Annotated in this window: 21 protein-coding genes and 1 tRNA gene; 11 read left to right on the forward strand and 11 right to left on the reverse strand. The window is 69.3% G+C overall.

The window, feature by feature from the left end; all coding sequences use genetic code 11:
• Together Q7A36_RS06485 and Q7A36_RS06490 are read left to right on the forward strand one after the other, a co-directional pair.
• A partial coding sequence (locus Q7A36_RS06485) for a recombinase zinc beta ribbon domain-containing protein (RefSeq protein WP_370655638.1) occupies positions 1 to 433 on the forward strand: 433 nt, incomplete at its 5' end.
• Entirely contained in the window at positions 430 to 834 is a 405-nt protein-coding gene (locus Q7A36_RS06490; protein ID WP_305102855.1) for a hypothetical protein, read from the forward strand. The genes Q7A36_RS06485 and Q7A36_RS06490, both read left to right, overlap by 4 nt.
• Positions 835 to 974: 140 nt before the next feature.
• On the opposite strand, the gene Q7A36_RS06495 is transcribed toward Q7A36_RS06490, so the two are convergent.
• The 3 genes from Q7A36_RS06495 to Q7A36_RS06505 all read right to left on the reverse strand — a co-directional run bounded on the left by Q7A36_RS06495 (position 975) and on the right by Q7A36_RS06505 (position 4,656).
• Positions 975 to 2,444, reverse strand: coding sequence for an MFS transporter (locus Q7A36_RS06495; protein WP_305102856.1), 1,470 nt, complete (start codon positions 2,442 to 2,444; stop codon positions 975 to 977).
• Between the two features lie 133 nt (positions 2,445 to 2,577).
• On the reverse strand, positions 2,578 to 2,991 hold the full coding sequence (locus Q7A36_RS06500; protein WP_305102857.1) for a hypothetical protein: 414 nt from the start codon (positions 2,989 to 2,991) through the stop codon (positions 2,578 to 2,580).
• A gap of 9 nt (positions 2,992 to 3,000) precedes the next feature.
• Positions 3,001 to 4,656, reverse strand: coding sequence for an MFS transporter (locus Q7A36_RS06505; RefSeq protein WP_305102858.1), 1,656 nt, complete (start codon positions 4,654 to 4,656; stop codon positions 3,001 to 3,003).
• Positions 4,657 to 5,285: 629 nt separating this feature from the next.
• Here Q7A36_RS06505 and tcmP point away from each other — a divergent pair.
• Positions 5,286 to 6,179: a three-Cys-motif partner protein TcmP gene (gene tcmP / locus Q7A36_RS06510; RefSeq protein WP_305102859.1), complete on the forward strand. Its 894-nt coding sequence runs from the start codon at positions 5,286 to 5,288 to the stop codon at positions 6,177 to 6,179.
• Positions 6,180 to 6,183: 4 nt separating this feature from the next.
• Here tcmP and Q7A36_RS06515 read toward each other — a convergent pair whose 3' ends face one another.
• Positions 6,184 to 7,002, reverse strand: a complete 819-nt coding sequence (locus tag Q7A36_RS06515; protein WP_305102860.1) for a DUF5131 family protein — start codon at positions 7,000 to 7,002, stop codon at positions 6,184 to 6,186.
• Between the two features lie 440 nt (positions 7,003 to 7,442).
• Positions 7,443 to 7,519 (reverse strand) — tRNA-Arg (locus Q7A36_RS06520).
• A gap of 119 nt (positions 7,520 to 7,638) precedes the next feature.
• Here Q7A36_RS06520 and Q7A36_RS06525 point away from each other — a divergent pair.
• Entirely contained in the window at positions 7,639 to 8,148 is a 510-nt protein-coding gene (locus Q7A36_RS06525) for a ferritin-like domain-containing protein (RefSeq protein WP_305102861.1), read from the forward strand.
• Between the two features lie 181 nt (positions 8,149 to 8,329).
• On the opposite strand, the gene pip is transcribed toward Q7A36_RS06525, so the two are convergent.
• The gene (pip, locus tag Q7A36_RS06530) at positions 8,330 to 9,280 is read right to left on the reverse strand and encodes a prolyl aminopeptidase (protein ID WP_305102862.1); all 951 of its coding nucleotides are present in this window, start codon (positions 9,278 to 9,280) and stop codon (positions 8,330 to 8,332) included.
• 189 nt (positions 9,281 to 9,469) lie between these two features.
• On the opposite strand from pip, the gene Q7A36_RS06535 reads away from it, so the two are divergent.
• The 3 genes from Q7A36_RS06535 (at position 9,470) to nfi (ending at position 11,900) form a co-directional block, all read left to right on the forward strand.
• Complete coding sequence (locus Q7A36_RS06535) at positions 9,470 to 10,177, forward strand: hypothetical protein (RefSeq protein ID WP_305102863.1); 708 nt, start codon at positions 9,470 to 9,472, stop codon at positions 10,175 to 10,177.
• Positions 10,178 to 10,228: 51 nt separating this feature from the next.
• Positions 10,229 to 11,122 (forward strand): metal ABC transporter solute-binding protein, Zn/Mn family, encoded by an 894-nt coding sequence (locus tag Q7A36_RS06540; protein WP_305102864.1) that lies wholly within the window; start codon positions 10,229 to 10,231, stop codon positions 11,120 to 11,122.
• A 61-nt stretch (positions 11,123 to 11,183) separates the two neighbouring features.
• A complete protein-coding gene (gene nfi, locus Q7A36_RS06545; protein WP_305102865.1) occupies positions 11,184 to 11,900 on the forward strand; it encodes a deoxyribonuclease V in 717 nt (238 codons plus the stop codon).
• Positions 11,901 to 12,092: 192 nt separating this feature from the next.
• Here the strand turns inward: nfi and Q7A36_RS06550 are convergent, their stop codons facing one another.
• Positions 12,093 to 13,331 carry a glycosyl hydrolase 108 family protein gene (locus tag Q7A36_RS06550; protein ID WP_305102866.1) on the reverse strand — a complete coding sequence of 413 codons (1,239 nt, stop codon included), beginning with the start codon at positions 13,329 to 13,331 and terminating at the stop codon, positions 12,093 to 12,095.
• Between the two features lie 125 nt (positions 13,332 to 13,456).
• On the opposite strand from Q7A36_RS06550, the gene Q7A36_RS06555 reads away from it, so the two are divergent.
• Genes Q7A36_RS06555 through Q7A36_RS06570 form a run of 4 tightly spaced genes read left to right on the forward strand, consistent with a single transcriptional unit; the run spans position 13,457 to position 15,543 of the window.
• A complete protein-coding gene (locus tag Q7A36_RS06555) occupies positions 13,457 to 13,825 on the forward strand; it encodes a DUF423 domain-containing protein (protein ID WP_305102867.1) in 369 nt (122 codons plus the stop codon).
• A complete protein-coding gene (locus Q7A36_RS06560) occupies positions 13,822 to 14,745 on the forward strand; it encodes an SAM-dependent methyltransferase (RefSeq protein ID WP_305102868.1) in 924 nt (307 codons plus the stop codon). Before Q7A36_RS06555 ends, Q7A36_RS06560 begins: the two co-directional genes overlap by 4 nt.
• Before the next feature lie 58 nt (positions 14,746 to 14,803).
• A complete protein-coding gene (locus Q7A36_RS06565) occupies positions 14,804 to 15,106 on the forward strand; it encodes a hypothetical protein (RefSeq protein WP_305102869.1) in 303 nt (100 codons plus the stop codon).
• Positions 15,103 to 15,543, forward strand: a complete 441-nt coding sequence (locus tag Q7A36_RS06570; RefSeq protein ID WP_305102870.1) for a type II toxin-antitoxin system VapC family toxin — start codon at positions 15,103 to 15,105, stop codon at positions 15,541 to 15,543. Before Q7A36_RS06565 ends, Q7A36_RS06570 begins: the two co-directional genes overlap by 4 nt.
• Positions 15,544 to 15,547: 4 nt before the next feature.
• On the opposite strand, the gene Q7A36_RS06575 is transcribed toward Q7A36_RS06570, so the two are convergent.
• The 4 genes from Q7A36_RS06575 to Q7A36_RS06590 all read right to left on the reverse strand — a co-directional run bounded on the left by Q7A36_RS06575 (position 15,548) and on the right by Q7A36_RS06590 (position 20,759).
• A complete protein-coding gene (locus tag Q7A36_RS06575; RefSeq protein ID WP_305102871.1) occupies positions 15,548 to 16,843 on the reverse strand; it encodes an HlyD family type I secretion periplasmic adaptor subunit in 1,296 nt (431 codons plus the stop codon).
• 5 nt (positions 16,844 to 16,848) lie between these two features.
• Positions 16,849 to 18,618, reverse strand: a complete 1,770-nt coding sequence (locus Q7A36_RS06580; RefSeq protein WP_305102872.1) for a peptidase domain-containing ABC transporter — start codon at positions 18,616 to 18,618, stop codon at positions 16,849 to 16,851.
• Between the two features lie 156 nt (positions 18,619 to 18,774).
• The gene (locus tag Q7A36_RS06585; protein ID WP_305102873.1) at positions 18,775 to 20,388 is read right to left on the reverse strand and encodes an oleate hydratase; all 1,614 of its coding nucleotides are present in this window, start codon (positions 20,386 to 20,388) and stop codon (positions 18,775 to 18,777) included.
• 98 nt (positions 20,389 to 20,486) lie between these two features.
• Entirely contained in the window at positions 20,487 to 20,759 is a 273-nt protein-coding gene (locus tag Q7A36_RS06590; RefSeq protein ID WP_305102874.1) for a hypothetical protein, read from the reverse strand.
• Positions 20,760 to 20,797: the final 38 nt, after the last annotated feature.

Here is a 20,797-nt window from a genome sequence, read left to right on the forward strand (position 1 = left end):
CGGGCGCGCCATGTCGCCCACCCACACGCGGCGACGGGGGCGGCTCTACCGGTATTACGTCAGCCAAGCCGTGCTGAAGGGAACGCCCGACGACTGCCCGGTGCGGCGGCTGCCCGCGGCCGAGATCGAGGCCGCGGTGGTGGACCAGGTTCGGGCGCTGCTGCGCCAGCCCGAGGTGGTGGTCGGCACTTGGCGGGCGGCGCGGGCCGAAGCGCCGGACCTGACCGAGGCCGAGACCCTAGCCACCCTGGAGCGGCTGGACCCGCTGTGGGACGAACTGTTCCCGGCCGAGCAGGCCCGCATCGTTCGGCTGCTGGTGGAGCGGGTCGAGATCAGTCCCAACGGTGCCGACATCAGGCTCAGGACGGCGGGGCTGGCCAGCCTGGTGTGCGATCTCGGCGGCATCGGGGCCGAGACCCGGAGAGCCGCATGACCACGGCCACCAGCATCACCGTCCGCGTCCCGCTGGCCATCCGCCGCCGTGGCGGGCGGAAGCTCGTCGTTTCGCCAGACGGCGGCATGCCCGGCGCCGCGCTGACGCGCACGCGGGCCGATCCGGCCCTCGTCAAAGCGCTAGCCCGGGCGCACCGATGGAAGCGGCTGCTGGAGAGCGGCCGCTACGCCTCGCTCGGCGAGCTAGCCGCAGCCGAGAAGATCGACCGGTCCTATCTCGGCAAGATGCTGCGGCTAACGCTGCTTGCGCCCGATATCGTTGAGGCGGTCCTGGATGGGCAGCGGACAGCTGATCTGGGACTTCCAGCGCTGCCGGTGCTTATACCCAGCATGTGGGACGCGCAACGCGCTGCGATCGCAACGGCAGCACTGGATGGTTAACCCTCCGAAGCCATGCCGGCCAATAGATTGCAGCCAAGCGCGTCGGCTTGGCCCAATAGTCAGGCCTTGGTTCGTCGGGTATGTCGGGTATGAAGATGCGGTCGGGTTGGACGTGGCACCATCTTGGCAACGTTGGACACCTATCGGTCTGCGGCGCGCCATCTCATCGCCGAGAGCGGGGCGGAGACCTGCTCCAGCGGCTTACCCTCCGCGGCGAACCCGAGCCGCCACTCCGTCAGCGCCGCCACCAGCATGAGCGCCGCCGCCAGCAGGTAGCCCCAGAGGATGTCGGTGCGCTGACCGCCCTCGATCAGCCAGCCGAACAGCGGCGGGCCGACCACGCCGCCCGCAGCGGTCCCGATGGCGTAGAACAGCGCGATCGCCATCGCCCGCATCTCGAGCGGGAAGCTCTCCCCCACCGTCAGGTAGGCGGCGGAGGCGGCGGCCGAGGCGAAGAAGAAGATCACCGTCCAGGCTAGCGTCTGCTCCCAGGCGGAGAGCCAGCCGGCGGCAAAGGCGGCGCCGGTCGCGGCCATCAGGACGCCGGCCAGGGCATAGGTCGCGGTGATCATGGGCTTGCGCCCGATCGTGTCGAAGAACCGCCCGAGCAGCAGCGGTCCCATGAGGTTGCCGAGGGCGAAGGGCAGCATGAACCACCCCACCTCATGCGGCGGGATGCCGTAGAACTTCGTCAGCACCAGCGCATAGGTGAAGAACACCGCGTTGTAGAAGAAGGCCTGGCAGGACATGAGCACCAGGCCGAGGATCGCCCGCTCGCGGTGGCTGTCGAACATGGCGTGCCAGACTTCGGGCAGGCTGGCCGCGCCGCGCCGGTGCAGCACGACATTGCCGTAGGGGTGCGGCGGCAGCGGCCCCTTCACCGCCTCCACGTCCCGCTCGATCCTGCCGACAATCTGCGCCGCCTCCTCCGGCCGGCCATGCAGCATCAGCCAGCGCGGGCTCTCGGGCAGGTGGCGGCGCAGCAGCAGGACGACCGCCGAAAGGGCGCCGCCCACGACGAAGGCGGCGCGCCAGCCGATCTCCGGGTCGAGGATGGCGGGGTCCAGCACCACGAGCGCGGCCACGGCGCCGATCGCCGCGCCGCCCCAGAAGGTGCCGTTGACGCAGAGATCCGTGGTGCCGCGGTAGCGGGCCGGGATCAGTTCCTGAATCGCCGAGTTCACTGCGGCGTATTCCCCGCCGATGCCGGCGCCGGTCAGCGCCCGGAACAGGGCGAAGGACCAGAAGTCCCAGGCGAAGCCGGTGGCGATGCTAGCCAGCATGTAGACGACCAGTGTGACGAAGAAGAGCCGCCGCCGCCCGATCCGGTCCGCCAGCCAGCCGAAGCCGAGCGCGCCGGCGACCGCGCCGATCAGGTAGGCCGAGGCGGCGAGGCCGATCTGGGTCTCGGTCAGGGCGAGGCTCGGGCTCTGGTGGATGGCGCCGGCCAGGCTGCCGACCAGCGTCACCTCCAGCCCGTCCAGCACCCAGGTGATGCCGAGGGCGATGACGACGCGCCAATGGAAGCCGCTCCAGGGCAGCCGGTCGAGCCTGGCAGGAACGTCGGTCTCGAAGCGGTCGCCCACGGCGCGGCCCGGCGTGTCACACATGAGACACTCACTCCCGATAGCGAAGTGGCGACGATGGTCGCATCATCCGTATGAGACTGTAGCGGTACCGTGACCAGCCGCAAGCAAAGTCGCAGTCACTAAGCAAATCGAGTCTTCTCACAAAACTGCCAATTCAGTCTTCATCTTTCCTTTCTTCTAAATCTTTCATGTAGTCGTTCCATATTCCGTTATAGATTTCCGAATACTTAAAGTTGTTGCTGGTTTTGTTTTCAATAGCCCGAATCAATCTATTTAGCCTAGCAGCGAGCACACTCCGTCGCTTTAACTCTAGAACCTCGTCATTTTCGATACAAAATTTGAGCCGCCTTGCCCTAGCGAGGATCAACCAGCGCACGAATGGGCTCTCGCAGACCCTCTTCACACAAAGAGCCGTACTGGCACCTGTCAGCACCGTTGTACCTACAGTGATGGAAGGCAAGATAAACGACCCTGTAAAACCGCCCACAGCAGCACCAGCCAAAGCTGCCGCGAAATCTCCGGGTGTCACGAGCTTTTCCAGAATTTCTTTGTATCCAAAATCGCTCATGGCCGGCGCCTAATCGCGACTGAAATTCGGTCTCGGACACCTGGCGAGGAGAGCTCCTAATGCGGCACCGCAAGTTACGCCAACGCTTTCGGACAGGCTGCCGGACCAGTTTGCGAGCCATCCACCTGCAGTGGCAACGAGGAGTACGAACACGAAGGGACGTCCTTCGCCTTTCCTCAAACGTATTTTGCCGGGAATCCGCATGTTGCAATGATCGCTCGGCACGGAGGAAAGAGGCGGCGCCACGTGTTCCAGTGGCTTTTTCTCCGCGACGAAACCCAAGCGCCACTCTGTCGCAGCGGCAATCAGCATCAACGCTGCGGAAACTAGGTAGCCCCACATCAGATCTTCCGACCTTCCAACCTGAATTATCCGCCCAAACAAAGGCGGACCTATGACACCACCTATAAAGGTACCGGCCGCATAAAACAAAGCGATAGCTGTGGCCCGCATTTCCAACGGGAAGCTCTCGCCCACTGTGAGATATGCTGCGGAAGCAGCAGCCGAGGCAAAGAAGAAAATCAGGCTCCAGACCGCGGTTAATGTCCATGCAGAGAACCAACCCTCACCGAAAGCAAGGCTAGTAACCATCATCATCACCCCTGCTATTCCATAGGTGGCGATGATCATGGGCCTGCGCCCGATTGTGTCGAAAAAACGCCCTAGCAACAGCGGTCCAGCCAAGTTCCCGAATGCAAGCGGCAAGATGTACCAGCCCACGTGCCGCGCCTCGACATGGAAAATACGCATGAGCATTAGCGAATATGTAAAAAACACTGCGTTGTAGAAGAATGCCTGACAAGCCATCAGGACCAGTCCAAGCACCGCTCGGTCTCGGTAACAGTCCATAAGGACTGCTCCAATTTCAAATATTCCGACATGTCCGCGGAGGCGAAGTGCCATCGGACCATATCCTAAAGGCGGCAGTGCACCACGACGTGATTGCACGGCGCGTTCAATTTCTTCAAGAATGCTCTCTGCTTCTTCCAGACGGCCACGCACAATCAGCCATCGGGGACTTTCGGTTAGGTGATGACGCAACCATATTACGGTCAGCGATAGCAATCCGCTGATGACAAAGGCTAGGCGCCAGCCAATTTCAGGTGGGATGAGCGCTGGATCCAGCACTACTAACGACATTATGGCACCGATAAAGGCGCCGCCCCAAAAAGTACCATTGACAGCTAGGTCGGTCCTGCCACGCCGATCTGCCGGAGCTAGCTCCTGGATGGCCGAGTTGATCGCCGCATACTCACCGCCTATGCCGGCACCAGTCAGAGCACGAAAGAAGACAAAGGAGTAAAAATTCCAAGCACAACCGCTAGCAACACTGGCTAACATGTAAATGGAGAGCGTAACAAAAAAGAGGCGTTTTCTTCCCATACGATCTGCCAGCCAGCCAAATGAAAGTGCGCCGCAAATTGCCCCAACCAAATACACCGAAGCAGCACTGCCAATCTGAGTCTCGCTAAGTGCGAGAAAGCCGTTCTTTGCACTCTCGTGAATTGCTCCAGAAAGAGATGCGAATAGCGTCACTTGGAGTCCGTCGAGGGCCCAAGATATACCGAGTGCCGTTACCGCTCGTGTATGCCAGTCGTCCCATTTCAATCGATCCAGTCGAGCTGGCACATTAGTTATGCCGTCTAGTATCAATGCATCGCTCATGTCTATATTCACTTTCTTGGATGAAACTGCTCTTGTTTTATAGGTCCACTCTGCAGGCGGACTACTGAAACTGCTCTGAGCTACCTAAGTTCGTGCACCAAAGGCCATGATCAGGCGTCCGAGAATCGGATTCCGGAACCAGCAGAGAAAGGACGCTCAGAGTCGAGTTTAGCATTATTCTACGCGCTCCGCGCACAATTCGAGCGCAATGGCTCGAGCACCAACTTGCCTCACCGGCGGGAACAACGCTCCGCGCACCACTCGCTCCAGTACGCCGGCGAGGCGACTGACAGGGTTCTTGGCGGTCACCTCAACTATTCTGTTGTACTCGACCTGCTATCATTGTGCCCGAAACCGCATGAATACACCTTTGCGGGAAGCACAGCAGCATGCATGATCCTTGATCTGTGCTCTACCGTACACGAGGGTAGTCGGTCGCGCGCCCCGATTAGGCTTACATCCAAGCCACCACCGATTTGCCATGCTGGCCAGCGCCACACCGTCTTCTCTGTAGCCGTGTCGAATGGGCCAATGGTCTCGAAGAGAACCTATACCTATGGTTGTTTTGGAGCCTTGGGGACGTTATGTTTCGGTTTCGATTGGGCGCGAGCGGAATGATGACGTTAAGAGTGCAGGAGTTTGGCGCAGAGCATACGCTACTCAAGCAGGAGGTTGTGCTGGACTACCTGCGGGCCTACCTTACCGTGATGCGGAAACAGCGATTCCGCCTGTCCTACATCGATGCTTTTGCCGGCTCCGGTTGGCGCCGCAGCGGCACGGACGCCATTCAGGATGGCCTTCTCCTTCAGGACAAGGAGGCGGCGATGGGCTGCGCCCTCTCTGTGCTGCGGATGCCCAAGGATTTCCGGTTCCATCGCTATGTGCTTGGTGACTTGATGAGGGGCAACGTTCGCTCCCTCCGCGCCGCATACGATGCCGCCCTGGCAGGGGGCGAAAACGTCCCTCCACCCGAGGCAGTGCAGATCCTGCGCGGCGATGCGAACCGCCTTGTAGAGGCCGAATGCCAGCGCCTGGAAAAGTTGCCGAACGACCGCGCGGTGATGTTCCTCGACCCCTACGGTATGCAGGTGTCCTGGCGGACGCTCGAGCGCATCGCCATCTCGGGCAAGATTGACCTATGGCTCCTCGTCCCGACAGGGATGGCACTCGCGCGGGTGATGCCCCGGCATGGCGATGTTCCGCCCAGTTGGCGCAAAGCGCTGGATCGCTTTTTCGGCGGACCGGATTGGAAGAGCGACCTTTTTACGCAGACCGAGCCTGATCTTTTCGGTGTCTCAACCCAGCGGCGCGACGCAACCCTGCAAGACATTACTGACTACGTTCTGAGACGGCTGCGCGACCTATTCGGACCCGGCGTTCATCCATCCGGTCTCGATCTCAGCATCGCCGGAAGACGCTCTTATCTGCTCGCCTTCGCCTGTGCGAATCGCAACTCAGCAGCCTTCGGACCCGCTCTCAGAATCGCAGACCACCTCATGCGCGAGGCGAAAGGTGCGCGCTGACAACTCATCTGGCGGGCAGCTGGTCCCAGATTTGCCCATCCAGGACACGGCCAGCCTTGGCCTTAGATAGACGAACCAAAGAGAGCTGCCCTGCCTTTCCGACCGTGCGTGGCATCAGGTGTGCATTCGCTTCCGCAGGCGCCCAGGAACCCCACTGCTTAAAATGAAAAGCAACCTGCGTCTGAATGCACTGGTCTCTTAGCGAGCGAAACCAGACCGGGTTCGAGGGCCTTGCCCGCGGCCCGCTCTCACCGCCGGCAATAACCCAGTGAACGGCTCGCGCCTTCAGCCAAGCGGACAAGTCGAGTGGACCGAGCAAAGGCTCGCAGGAGAGAAAACGGATGCGCGCCGGCACGGAAGCCAGGGCTGGAATCCGCCTCTCCGCCCAGAGTTGTGTCTCGACCGTCGCTCCCAACCACACGTTCTCTGGCCAGGCATCTCGCCAAGGCGCTAACGCTGCGGCCCGATCCGGGCGTTTGGTCAGCAGCAGCCAGTCCAGCATCGGCGTCTCGGCGATCAGCGCACCAAGGCGCTCACGCCAGGGATCAAGATCCCGACGATCCTCGAAAACATCTGCCATACTGGCGCAGAAGACCCGCCTGCGACGCCCCTCCTGCTGGGCCGCCCTGTTCCAGCGGAGCGGCTCGCGCCAGTGGTCCTCCCCGAAGAAACGCCGTTGGGCACGCGCGCCCCACTCAGCTAAGCCAAACCGACCGGCGATCGTCTCTGCGTAGCAGTGTTTGCAGGCGGGGGACATTCGCACGCACCCCATCCATGGGTTGAATGTGCTGTCCGTCCACTCGATTTTGGTATCTTTCGCCAAGCGCTCACCGCTTCCGATTCTCGTTTTGTACCCGGATGAGCCGGAAATTTCTAGAGTCCACTCGCGTCGGCTCGGTGGCGCCGCAGCAAGAATAGGATGCCGCAACGCTTCGCTGCCGCTGGTTCCCCTACTGTGAGGACGCAGCGCGCCGAGGCGCCTATACGGCTTTGTCGGGTGAGTTGGTCCCCAGAGCCGAACGACCAGGCAATCGAAACTCCAACCAACGCGGGAGTTGCCGCTCGGAGACCGGCCTTTTTCCTGGATCCGAACCTTGGGACTAAATCGGCCAAGTCCCCAGGTTCGGAGAGAATCCGGCGTCCGGAGAGCGCTTCGGGCTCTCGTTGCGATCCCGCACTCCCCAGGTCACCGCGCAAACCCTGGCGAAACCTGCGCTTCCGCGCGGTCGCCAGCCAACCGGAGAGCGAGTTTGTGGGGAGGAATGGTGTCCCCGGCGGGATTCGAACCCACGGCCCCCAGATTAGGAATCTGGTGCTCTATCCTGCTGAGCTACGGAGACCCAGCAGAGCGCATACCACGCCCGGCGCCCGCCGCGAAGCACCCGTCCCGTCCGCGGGCGCAAGCAACCCGCCCCGGCCCGCCCCCGTTGGCGCATCACACCCAATGGAGGCACGCCCGATGGCCAGTTCAATCCAGGACATCTACATCACCGGCCTGCGCAACGCCCATGCGCTGGAGGCCCAGGCAGACCAGCTCCTCTCCCGCCAAGTGGAGCGGATCGAGAACTACCCCGCCATGCGGCAGCGCCTGCAGCAGCATATCGAGGAAACGCGCCGGCAGTCCCAGCGCCTCGAGCAGATCCTGCAGGCCCATGGCACCAGCGAGAGCACGCTGAAGGACCTCGCCACCGGCTTCATGGGCAACATGGCCGCCCTGGCGCATGCCCCGATGCAGGACGAGGTGCTGAAGAACAGCTTCGCTAACTACGCCTTCGAGCATTTCGAGATCGCCTCCTACCGCGCCCTGATCGAGATGGCGCAGCAGGCCGGCGACCAGCAGGGCATCCAGCTCCTGCAGGAGTCGCTGAAGGAGGAGATCGCGATGGCCGAATGGGCCGGCCAGAACCTGCCGGACGTCGTGCAGACCTATATCCGGCTGGAGACCCAGGGAAAGAAGTCGGGTATCTGAACACCTCGCGCGGGTGGCGGCCGCAGCGCCGTCCCGCGACCACGACCACCCGGCCGGATGCCCGCGGCCGGGTGGCACCGTGCCATCCGCCTGACCTGCTGCCGAGCTCGGCTGATGCGCGCGCGGCTTGCATGCCCAGGGCCGCGCGGCGCGCCACGTGACGCAGTCGGTCCCCGCGCTCTCAGCCCCGTCGCCGGAACCGCTCCACCGCGCTGACCAGCGCGGTGCGCACCCCGGGCTCGAGCGCCGAATGCCCGGCATCCGGCACCACCGTCAGCCGCGCCCGCGGCCAGGCCGCCACCAGGTCGAAGGCGGTCTCCGCCGGGCAGACCATATCGTAGCGGCCCTGCACCACCTCGGCCGGGATATGCGCGATGCGGTCCATATGGGCCAGCAGGCCGCCCTCCGGCAGGAAGAGGTCATGCGCGAAATAATGCGCCTCGATCCGGGCGAGGCCGAGCGCGGTGCGGTCCTGCGCGAAGCTCGCGACCGTGTCGGGGCTCGGCAGCAGCGTGCTGCAGCTTCCCTCGTACTGGCTCCAGGCCCGCGCCGCCGGCAGGTGGACCATCGGGTCGGGATCGCAGAGCCGGCGCAGGTAGGAGCCGAGGATGTCCTGCCGCTCCTCCGGCGGAAGATGCTCGACGAAGGCGGACCAGGCATCGGGGAAGACCCGGCGCAGCCCGGTCAGGAACCACTCCACCTCCTCCTTGCGGCCGAGGAAGACGCCGCGCAGCACGCAGCCGGTCACGCGCTCGGGATGCGCCTGGGCATAGGCGAGCGCGAGGGTCGAGCCCCAGCTTCCGCCGAAGAGCAGCCAGCGCTCGATGCCGAGTGACTTCCGGAGCGCCTCGATATCGCCGACGAGGTGCTGCGTGGTATTATCCCGCAATTCGCCAAGGGGCCGGGACCGGCCCGCGCCGCGCTGGTCGAAGATCACCACCCGCCAATGGCCGGGATCGAAGAAGCGCCGATGCACGGCGCCGGCGCCGGCGCCCGGGCCGCCGTGCAGGAACAGCACGGGCTGGCCGCGTGGGCTGCCCACCTGCTCCCAGTACATGACATGGCCGCCCGAGAGGGGCAGCAGGCCGGTTTCGTAGGGTGCGATGTCGGGGAACAGGTCGCCGCGTGGCATGCCGGCAATATCCCCATGCGCGGCGCCGGGAGCAACACCGGCGACGTCGCAAACACGCATGCGGGGATTCGTCCCCGGCATGGCTTGGCGGAGGCGCCACCCCCCTTCGCCTTTCGCGGCATCGTGCCTAGGTTCTGGGTGATGCCGGTCCCCTCACCTGCCCCCTCCCGCCCGCCAGCCGCCGAAGCGATGCCGCGCTGCGCGGTCTGCGGCACGGGCAGCCGGCAGCCGCCCTTCCGGCCCGACCCGCCGGAACAGGCGCCGGACCTCGACCTCCGGCCCGGGGAGCCGGTGCGCTCCACCATGGCGCGCTGGCTGCAGCAATGCCCCTCCTGCGGCTATGCCGCGCCAAACATCACCAAGGCCCATCCGGCGGCCGCGCAGGCCGTCGCCGCCGCCCCCTTCCGCGCCCTGCTGGCCGAGGCCAGCTATCCGCCGCTCGCCCGCCGCTTCCTGGCCTGGGCACATGTGCTGGAGGAAACCGGGGCGCTGCATGCGGCGGCCGAGGCGACGCTGCAGGCCGCCTGGGTCGCCGACGACCTCCGCCGCGACGACTTGGCCCGCCTCTGGCGGCTGGAGGCGGTGGCACTCTGGCGGGCCGGCCCGCCGCTCGACGCCGAGCAGACGGTGCGGGTGATCGATGCGCTGCGCCGGGCGGAAGCCTGGACCGATGCCGCCGCGACCGGGGAGACGCTCGGCCTCGCCGACCCGCCCGAGGCGGTGGCGCAGGTGATCAGCCTGGAACTCCGGCTGATCGCGGCGCGCGATCCGGGCCGGCACACGGTGGCGACGGCGCTGCCGCCGCCCTCGCGCCGGCCGCATGCCTCGCACCAGAAGATCGCGCCGCGGGGCGAGGGGCTGATGGCCCGGCTGAAGCGCTGGCTCGGGCGGGGCTGATCCCCCGGCCCGCCCATGGCGGGGTCCGGCAGAGTGTTATAGTATAACATCATGGTCCCACCGCTCTCCCGTCGTGCCCTGCTGCCGATCGCGGCCCTCTGCCTTGCTGCCCGGCCCGGCCGCGCGCAGCCGCGCCCGGCGGTGGTCGCCTCCTTCTCCATTCTCGGCGACATGGTCCGGCAGGTCGCGGGCGACCGCGTCGCGCTGCGCGTGCTGGCGGGGCCGGAGACGGATGCGCATGTCTTCCAGCCCCGCCCCTCGGAGGCGGAGGCGATCCGCGGCGCCGCCCTGGTGCTCCGCAACGGCCTCGGCTTCGAGCCCTGGCTGGACCGGCTGCTCGGCAGCACCCGCTTCGCCGGCGTGGTGGTGACCGCGACGGAGGGCATCGCCGCCCGCCGCGCCGACCCGATGGCGGGCCACGGCCCCGAGGCACCCGACCCGCATGCCTGGCAGGATGTCCGGCTCGCGCAGGCCTATGTCCGGAACATCGCGGCCGGCCTCGCGCCGCTCGATCCCGGCGCGGTGGAGGGGGCGGCGCGCTACCTCGCCCGGCTCGCGGCGCTCGAGGATTGGGTGCGCGGGCGCCTTGCCGCCGTGCCGGCGGAGCGGCGCGTGCTGGTCACCAGCCACGGCGCCTTCGGCTATTTCGCCGCGGCCTATGGCGTGCGGGTCCTGGCGCCGCAGGGCCTGGGCGGGCAGGCCCAGCCCTCCGCCGCCCAGGTCGCGGCGCTGATCCGCCAGATCCGGGAGGAGCGGATCACCGCCGTCTTCCTGGAAGGCCTCGGCAGCCAAGCGGTGATGGAGCGCCTGGCGCGCGACGCGGGCACCGCGCTCCGCGGCCGCCTCTATGCCGATACGCTCTCGGCGCCGGACGGCCCGGCCCCGACCTACGAGGCGATGGTGCGGCACAACCTGGACCTGATGGTCCCGGCGATGCTCGCGTGAGCGGCGTCGCCCTGCGGGCGGGACGGAACCGGATCCTTGCCGAGGGGTTCCGGCTGGCCTGATGGACCCCGCCACCCTCGCCCTGCTCGCGCCCGGTATCCCGCCGGACTGGCTCGACCCGCCCGACCTCGCCACGGCGCGGGAGGCGCAGATCGCCCTCTCGGCGCGCGTGATACGGGAGGACGCGCACCCGCCGGTGCGGCGCCTCGGCGGCGTCGACATCAGCAATACTCGCTTCGACCCAGAGGGCCGGGTCTATGCCGCGGTGGTGGTCCTGGACTGGCCAGGCCTGACCGTCGTCGCCCAGGCCTCCGCGGTCGCGCGCGCGGCGATGCCCTATGTCCCCGGCTATCTCGGCTTCCGGGAGGTGCCGGCGCTGCTGGCGGCCTGGGCGAAGCTGCCGGAGAAGCCGGACCTGGTGCTGGTGGACGGCCATGGCATCGCGCATCCGCGCGGCTTCGGGATCGCCGCGCATCTCGGCGTGGTGCTCGACATCCCGAGCATCGGCGTCGCCAAGTCGCCGCTGGTCGGCCGGCCGGAGGCGCCGCTCGGCGAGGAGCCGGGCGCGACCCAGCCGCTGCTCTGGAAGGGCCGCCGCCTCGGCACGGTGCTGCGGTCGAAGCGGCGGTCCAACCCGCTCTATCTCTCGACCGGCCACCGGATCTCGGAGGCCGGGGCGGTGGACTGGGTGCAGCGCTGCCTGCGCGGCTACCGCCTGCCGGAGCCGACGCGGCAGGCGCATCTGGCGGCGAATGCGGCACGGCGGGCGGCCGTGTGAGCCGCGGCGCCCCGCCCGGCCGGCATCGCCCGGTGCACCGCCCCGACCTTTGCAAGGCCGGGCGGCGCAGGTCACGTGCGCCGCCTTAGCGAACCCCTCGGGGTTCGCGCGACAACAGAATCCTGGGTAGGCTTTCGCCTCAAGGGGTTGGGCCGCACGACGTGTAGCCCACCCGCGAAAGGCTGCTGAGCGTCATCCCGCCGCCAACCGCTTCGCCGCATCCCGCACGAAGGCGACGCGGGCCAGCCAGCCGGCGCCGAACTCCCCGAAGCCCGGCAGCCCGCGGTAGTAGGCCTCCCGCTCCCGGGCGTAGCGGTCGATGAGGTCCGGCCCGTGGCAGGCGCGCACCGCCTCCAGCGTCTTCGGCCCGACCGCGCCGTCCACCTTGGCGCCCGCCAGCCGCTGCAGCAGGGAGACCGCGCGGCCCGGCCCGGCATTCACGCCGAAGTCGAAGACCATCAGGTCGATGCCCGGCGGCAGGTCGTCGCAGCGCATCGCGTTCCAATAGAGAGCGCGATAGATCTCCCGCGCCTCGGCCTGCGACAGGGCGCGCACATCCTCGGCCGTCAGCGGCCGGACGGAGCCGCCCTCCAGCGCGGCGCGGTAGGTCTGCAGCACCCGCAGGGTGATGCCGAAATTCGTCGCGCCGCCGGGGTCGCGCGGGTTGTCGACGAAGCCGCCCTCCTTGCCCAGCACCACCTCCACGCAGCGGTCGAAGGCGCCCGGGCGTGGCCCCGCAGCCGGACGGGCGGTCGCGGCAACGGCGCTGCGCACCACCTCGGCGATGGCGGCCGGGGCCGCGGCGGACGGCGCCGCCGTCGCGCGGGTGATCGCGCTGTCCACGAGCCCCGCCTGCCGGCCGAGCACGTCCTGCACCAGCGCATCCTTGCCGCGCGAGGAGGAGGAGGAGCCGATCCAGAAATTGATCACCGCCGTGAAGGCCGCGACCAGCGCCCCGAGGACGATGTTGAGGATGGCGACCTTGTTCTGGTCCTGCAGGTCGACGCCGCGGCCGGTCATCAGCAGGATCACGATGGCGACGAAGCTGGCGATGACGGTGCCGGAGGTGACGGCCGGCATCCAGGCCAGCGCGCTCCCCGCCTGCCCCAGCGCCTGCATGGTGCCCCGCGCCCCCTCGCGGTCGCGGATCTCCTCCCGCAGACCGTCGAGCTCCGACTGCCGGCGCTTCTCCTCCGCCGCCAGCCGGGCCCCTTCGGCCTCGGCCGCGATCTTCGCCAGCTCGATCCGGAGCTGGGAGGCGAGCGTCGGGTCGGCATCGAGCCTCGCCTTGGCGGCGGCGGCATCGCTCTCGCCGGTCACGGTCGTCACGATGTCGGCGACCCGGGAGGTCACGGTCCCGGCGGTCTCGCCGAAGAGGAGCCGGGCCAGATCCGGCAGGACGGAAAGCCCGAGGGCGATCAAGGGAGCCACGGATACGCCTCCTATTCCGCATTTTGAAAGGATTTTATTCCTTTCGACGGCGAATTGCAATCGTTTCGTGTGCTCCACCTAGGGCGGCGCTGGCCTGGCACGACCGGCCGGGCTAAGCCGCGCGCATGCACCGGCTCTGGCTCGCCCTCGGCGCCCTCTTCGGCCTCGGCGCCGTCGCCCTCTCCGCCTGGGCGGCGCATGGCGCGCCGGCGCGGCTCGACGCCCATGCGCTGGTCGCGCTCGACAACGGCATCACCATGCAGGGCTGGCACGCCCTCGCCCTGCTCGGCGCCGCGCTCTGGGCGGAGCGGCGCGGCGGCGCCCTGCCGCATGTCGCGGCCGCCGGCTTCGCGCTCGGCCTGCTGCTCTTCTGCACGGGCGTCTATGCCAGCGCGATCGGCGGCGTCTCGCTCGGGCCGGTGGCGCCGCTTGGCGGCATCATGCTGATGGCGGCCTGGGGCGTGCTGGCGGCCTCCGCCCTGGTCCGGCGGTGAGCGGGGCGCCCATCGCGGCCGCCTACCTGGCCGCCGAGGGCTTCGAGCGCGACCTGGCGGAGGAACTGCGCCTTGCCGGCCGCAGCATCGCTGCCTGGCATGGCCGCCTCGCCCTCTCGCCCGATCCGCCGGCGCCCATGGTCTGGTCGCTCGACACCTGGACCGACCCGCGGGAAGTGCCGGCGCCCTCGGTGAAGGCGGCCGCCGACGCGCTGCGCGCTATCCAGCGCAACTGGGGCCTCTACGCCGCCGCCCACCACCGCCGCGCCGCGCTGATCGAGGACCGGCTGCCGCCGGTGAAGGCGCGGCCGCTAACCTTCCCCGAGCCGGCGCCGACCGGGCATCTCGGCGCCTGGACGCTGCTGGCGCCGGACCGGCTGCTGGCCAGCCCGACCAAGACCAGCCCCTTCGTCAACGGCGAGGTCCGCTTCGTCGAGGACCGGGAGGGCCCGCCCAGCCGCGCCTATCTCAAGCTGTGGGAGGCGCTGACCCGCGCCGGCCGCTGGCCGCAACCGGGCGAGACCTGCCTGGATCTGGGGGCGTCGCCGGGCGGCTGGACCTGGGCGCTGGCGAGGCTGGGCGCCGAGGTGACGGCGGTGGACAAGGCGCCGCTCGACCCGGCGGTCGCCGCCATGCCCGGCGTCACCATGCGGCAGGAGAGCGCCTTCGGCCTCGACCCGCGGGACCAGCCGCCGGTCGACTGGCTGTTCAGCGACATCATCTGCTACCCCGCGCGGCTGCTGGCCCTGGTCCGGCGCTGGCTGGAGGCGGGCAAGGCCCGCAACCTCTGCTGCACCATCAAGTACCAGGGCGAGACGGACCACGCCGTCACGGCGGAATTCGCCGCCATCCCCGGCGCCCTGGTCTTCCACGGCGCGCACAACAAGCACGAGGCGATGGTGGTGCGGCTGGCCGGGTAGCGCCGGCTTTCACAGGCGCGGCGCGCCGGCTATATTGCCGGCGATACGAGGGTGAGCCATGACCACGGTGCCCCAGCGACGCGCCCTGGATGCCCATCGACGCCGGCTCGCCGAACGCGGCCTCGGGCGGTTCGAGGTGCGCGGCCTCGCCTCCGACAAGGCCTTGCTCCGCGACCTGGCGCGCCGCCTCGCCGCCGGTGACGAGGCGGCGGGTGCGTTGCGCGCGGATCTCGCCCGCCGCCTCGGGGGCGAAACCCCGAAGGTCGGCGGCATCCTCGCGGCGCTCCGCCGTTCTCCCCTGGTCGGGACCGATCTCGAGCTGGCACGCGAGGAGAGCGCGGGGCGCGACGCCGGGCTGTGACCACGGGCTGGCTGCTCGACACGAACATCGTCAGCGAGGCGGTGAAGCCGCAGCCCTCCGCCGCCCTCCTGAACTGGCTCGGCGCGCAGCCGGATGCGGCGCTCCATATCGCGGCGCTGACACTGGCGGAGATCCGCCGCGGCATCCTGGAGAAGGCGCCCGGCCGACGTCGGCGCGCGCTGGAGGCGTGGTTCGCCGGCCCGGAGGGACCGCAGGCCCTCTTCGCCGGCCGCATCCTGGCCTTCGACGATCGCGCTGCCCTCGCCTGGGCCAGGCTGATGGTCGAAGGAAGGGAGACCGGCCGCCCGCGCAGCGCGCTCGACATGATCATCGCGGCGACGGCCGAGGTGCATCGGCTGACCATCGTGACCGCGAACGAGCGGCATTTCCGCGATGCGGGCGTCGCCTGGATCAACCCGGTACGCGGAGAGGGCTGAACGCCTACCGCTCCCGCAGCCCTTCCCGCCGCACCCGCAGCACCGGCTCGAGGAAGTAGGACAGCACCGTCCGCGTGCCGACCTTCACCTCGGCCGAGACCGCCATGCCCGGCAGCAGCCGGAAGCCCGCAGGCGCATCCGGCAGCAGCGTGGAGTCCAGCGCGACCCGCGCATGGTGCACCGGCTGCCCGGCGCCGGAGGGCAGCGCATCCGCATCCACCACCCGCACCGCGCCCTGCAGCATGCCGTGCCGCTGGAAGGAGAGCGCCGAGAGCTTCACCCGCGCCTCGGCCCCCGGATGCACATGGCCGCTATCGGCCGGACCGAGTTCCACCTCCGCCTCCAGCGCGGTGGCGGCGGGGACCAGCGTGACCAGCGTCTCCGCCTCCTGCACGACGGAACCGACCGAGCGCCGCCCGACCTCCAGCACGATGCCGTCCGCCGGCGCGCGCAGCACCACCAGGGCCCGCCGCCGCTCCGCCGCGGCAAGCTGCTGCGCCAGCACCTCCAGGTCGCGCCGCGCCTCGATCAGCCGCTCGGCCGTCTCGCGCCGCCAGCCATGGCGGTAGGCATCGCGCTCGGCCGCCAGGCCCTCGAGCTGCCGGGCGGCGTCCGCGAGCTCGCCGCGCGTCGTCTCGATCTGCGCCTCGAGGTCGAAGCGCGCGGTCTGGGCGTCGAGCAGCGACAGCCGCGTGCCGGCATCCCGCGCCCGCAACTCCTGCCGCATCCCCTCCACGTCGCGCGCGATGGCGAGGCGCGCGCCCTGCGCCCGGAGCTGTGCCGCGAGGGAGCCAATGCGGGTGCGCAGGCGGCGGTCGGACGCCTCGAAGCCGGCGAGGCGGGTCGCCTGCTCAGCCAGGCGCTGCGCCGAGAGCCGCGCCTCCAGCGCCGCGGCGGCCTCCGGCGCGGCGGGCGCATAGGCCTGCCCCTCCATCTCCGCCGAGAGCCGCGCGACCTGCACCGCGAGCAGCGCATGGCGGTGCTCCAGCTCGCCCGCCGCCGCCTCGGCCAGGGTCGGGTCGAGCGTGGCGAGGACCTGGCCGCGCTGCACGCGCTGGCCGGGCACCACCTCGATCGCCCGCACCACGCCGCGCTCGAAGGGCTGCACCACCATCGGCCGCTCGACGGTCACCACGCGGCCGGGCGCGGTGACGACGCGGTCGAGCTGCGCCGAGGAGGACCAGGCGAGCGCCCCGGCGATCAGGGCGCCGAGCGGGTAGAAGACGCTGCGCAGCGGCAGCGGCAGGCGGCGGTCGAGCACCGCCTGCGCCGCCGGGTGCAGGGAGAGAGCCAGGTTCATGGTCGTCACTCCGCTGCCAGCATGACCGGGGCCGCCATGGCCGGCTGCGCCGACCAGAGCTGCCGATAGGCCAGGCAGCCGCGGAGCAGCTCGGCATGCGTGCCGAAGCCGGCGATGCGGCCGCGGTCCAGCACCAGGATCGCGTCCATCCCCTGCACGGCGGCGAGGCGGTGGCTGACCAGCACCAGGGTGCGGCCCGCGGCGGCGACGTCCAGGTTCCGCTGGATCTCCGCCTCGGTCTCCATGTCGAGGGCGCTGGTCGCCTCATCGAAGACGAGGATCGGCGGCCGGCGCAGCAGGGCGCGGGCGATGGCCAGGCGCTGGCGCTGCCCGCCCGAGAGGTTCACCGCCCCTTCCTCCAGCAGGCTGTCATAGCCATCGGGCATGCGACGGATGAAGCCGTCGGCACCGGCCTGCCCGGCGGCGTCCTGGATGTCGTCGAAGGAGGCGCCGGGCTCGGCGACGGCCAGGTTCTCCCGCACCGTGCCGCGGAACAGGAAGCTCTCCTGCGGCACCACGCCGATGGCCCGGCGGAGATGCGCGCGGTCGAGGTCGGCGAGGTCGTGGCCGTCCACCAGGATGCGCCCGGCGGTCGGCGCCAGCAGCCCCTGCGCCAGGCGGATCAGCGTGCTCTTGCCCGAGCCGCTGCGGCCGACGATGCCGAGCGTGCTGCCGGCCGGGATCTCGAGGTCGATGGCCTCGAGCGCCGTGGCGGTGCTGCCCTCATAGGCGAAGGCGACGCCCTCGAAGCGGAGCCCGCCGCGCAGCACAGGGCGCAGGCCGCGGCCGCCGGCGGCCTCGGGCGCGGCCTCCATGACGCGGGCGAGCTGCCGGGCGGCCGTCGCCGCCTCCTGCCAGCTCTTGATGAGCGAGATGAAGTACATCAGCGGCCCGGTGGCGCGCCCGGAGAGCATCTGGAAGGCGACGAGCTGGCCGATGGTCAGCGACCCCGCGAAGACGAGCTGCGCGCCGGTGAAGATGACCGCGACCGCCATCAGCCGCTCCAGCGCCTGGGTCAGCGTGCGCGCCCTGGTGCCGAGCCATTGCAGGTCCCGCGCCCGGTCGAGCGCGGTCGCCGTCGCCGCCTCCCAGCGCGCCTGGCGGTTCGCCTCGAGGCCGAGGGCCTTGACCGTGGCGATGCCGTGCAGCGTCTCGACCAGCAGCGCTTGGCGCTCCCCCTGCGCGGCGTAGTTGGCGTCCATCCGCCGGCGGAAGGGGCCGGAGAGGCCGGCACTGACCAGCGCGATCAGCCCGGAAAAAGCGAGCACCACGGCCGTCAGCGCCGGGCTGAAGGAGAGCAGCAGGGGCAGCAGCACCAGCAGCGCCGCAAGCTCGGTGAAGGAGAAGAACAGGCCCTGCGTCAGGAAGCCGCGCACGGCCTGGTCCTGCTGCAGGTCGCGCACCAGCGCGCCGGCCTGGTGGCGGACGAAGAAGGGCAGCGGCAGGGAGAGGGCGTGGCGGAAGACCCGCGCGGCGGTGGCGACGTCGATCTTCGGGTTGGCGTGCAGCAGCAGCGTGTCGTGCACCAGGCCGATGGCGGCATCGAAGCCGATCGCCAGCACCACGCCGATGGTCAGCACCAGCAGCGTCGATTCCGCGTGGTGGACCACGACCTTGTCCAGCACCGCCCCGAAGAAGAGCGGCGTGACCATCCCCAGCACATGCAGCAACAGCGCGGAGAGATAGGCCTCCGCGAAGAGCCGCCGGTGCTGGAGGAGGTCGGGGAGGAAGGAGCGGAGGCCGAAGCCCCGCCCGGCGCCTTGCGGCTGGCCCATTGTGATCACCTTCGGGATGAGGGCAGCCGAGGCCCAAAAATCACGAAGATTTGTATACAATATTTCAGGGCTGTCAATCGTCGATTGCGCGCACGCCACCCCTGCTCATGTCCTCGGCGAAGGGTCCATACCGACCGCCGGGCGATCCGGCACCGCTCAGCCCTCCAGGTCGTGCAGCGTCCGGAAGGCGCGCCAGAGCACCCGCGGGTCGAAGCGGCCCTGATGCACCGGCGGCGGCACGCGCCCCGCCCCGAACAGTGCCTGCACCGCGGTCCAGGCCGAGCGGACCGAGTACTCGACCGTGAAGACCACGTCCTCCGGCAACTCGCAGAACTGGCCGAGGAAGGCGAAATTCGCCGCGCCCTCCGGCCGCACCGCCGGCCGGTCGCCGGGGCCGCGGCAAAGGAACTGGCTGGTGATGAAGGGCATCAGGCAGGGAATGCAGGTGGTCGTCGCCAGGATCCGCTCGGCTGCCTCCCCGCCCAGGCCGAGCTGGGCCAGCACCTCCTGCATGATCTCGCGGCCGGTGCAGGCAAGCATCGGCTTCGCCACGGCATCGCCCGGCCGGTCCACCTTCAGGCCATAGCCCCAGAGGACCTGCACCTCCTCCGGCTGGTCCGCGAAATGCGGCTGGTGCGGCAGGACGATGGAGAGCAGCCAGCCGGACTCCGCGAAGGTGATCAGGCCGCCTTCGCCCGGCACGTTGCCGGTGAAGTCGCGCACCATGCGGAACAGCGCGGGATCGCGCAGCGTGGCGGTGAAGGACACCCAGCGCGAGTCCGGGACATGCCGGTCGAAGACCACCGGCCGGCCGAATTCCGGCCGCCCATCGGCGATGCGTTCCCACAGGCGCCAGGCCGCGCCCTCCGTCCGCTCGCGCGGCGCCGGCGCATGGTCGGTGTCCCCGAAGCTTGAGGCATCGGTCATCGAACCGAGGGTGACGAGGACGCGGTCCTCCGCGCCCACCTCGATCCGGCGGGGTCCGCCGGGCCCTTCGCAAAGGATCGCGGCGATGCGCCTTGCCTGGCCCGCCTCGGCGAATTCCAGGTCGGTCACGCGCGTGCGGTGCTCGACGCGCACGCCCCGCTCGGCGAGCCAGGCCTGCAGCGGCCGCACCAGCGAGTCGTACTGGTTGTAGCGGGTGCGCAGGATGCCCTCGAGCCGGCTGAAGCCGCCGATCAGGTGCATGAAGCGCAGCAGGTAGCGGCGGAATTCCACGGCGGAGTGCCAGGGCTGGAAGGCGAAGGTGGTGCACCACATCAGCCAGAAATTCGTCTCGAAGAAGCTGGCCTCGAAGTGGTCGGCGATGCTGCTGCGGCCGAGCATGCCCTCGGGCTCCAGCCCCAGCCGCTCCAGCGTCAGGATGTGCCGCTCCGCGAGCCCGAAGGCCGGCGTGTCGAGCCGCCGCCCGGCCCGCACCAGCCGGGCCTTGGACTGGCTGCGGATCACCCGGTTCCAGGCGAGGATCTCCTCCGTCACCGTCCGGTCGCGGGCGAGCGTCGGGATGGAGGAAAACAGGTCGAAGGTGCAGCGGAACTCGGCCTCCAGCATGCGGCCGCCGCGGATGACATAGCCTCGCTCCGGGTCGCCGGCGCCGTCCAGGCTGCCGCCGAGGCGATCCTCCGCCTCCAGGATTGTGATGACATGGCCGGGGACATCCGCCTCCCGGATCATGAAGGCGGCCGCGGCGAGGGAGGCGATGCCGCCCCTCACGCAATAGGCCCGGATGCCGCCGTGATCCGGCCTGCGGCCGTGGTGAAGACCCTGCATCGCGCGGTCTCCTGCACAGTTGGCCCCGGGATGCGAGCGCAGCACACGCCGGCCGTGCAAGGCGAAACCAGCCGCGTCGCGGCAATGCGAAGCGCGCCTCAGCAGTGGCGCTTCGGCAGTTCCTCCAATTGCCGCTTCACCTGCCTGTCCTTCTCCGTCAGCGGCGGCGGCTCGGCCGGGGCGACGCCTTCCGGCACGGCATCGCCGGGGTCGCGGTCGGGCCGGGCCTCGATGCCGCGGGCATCGTCGCCGACCTCGCTGCCGGGGCCGGGGATGCCCTCCGGCACCGCATCGCCCGGGTCGTGGTAGCCGGGGTCGCTCGGGTCGTGGGTCGGCTCGTCGGGCTCGCGGGTGCGGGGCGGCTGGGCCATGGCGTCCTCCTGCCTGTCGGGACCTGACGCACGGCGGC

The sequence above is a fragment of the Paracraurococcus lichenis genome (assembly GCF_030657435.1).
In the GTDB taxonomy this organism is placed as follows: Bacteria; Pseudomonadota; Alphaproteobacteria; order Acetobacterales; family Acetobacteraceae; genus Paracraurococcus; species Paracraurococcus lichenis.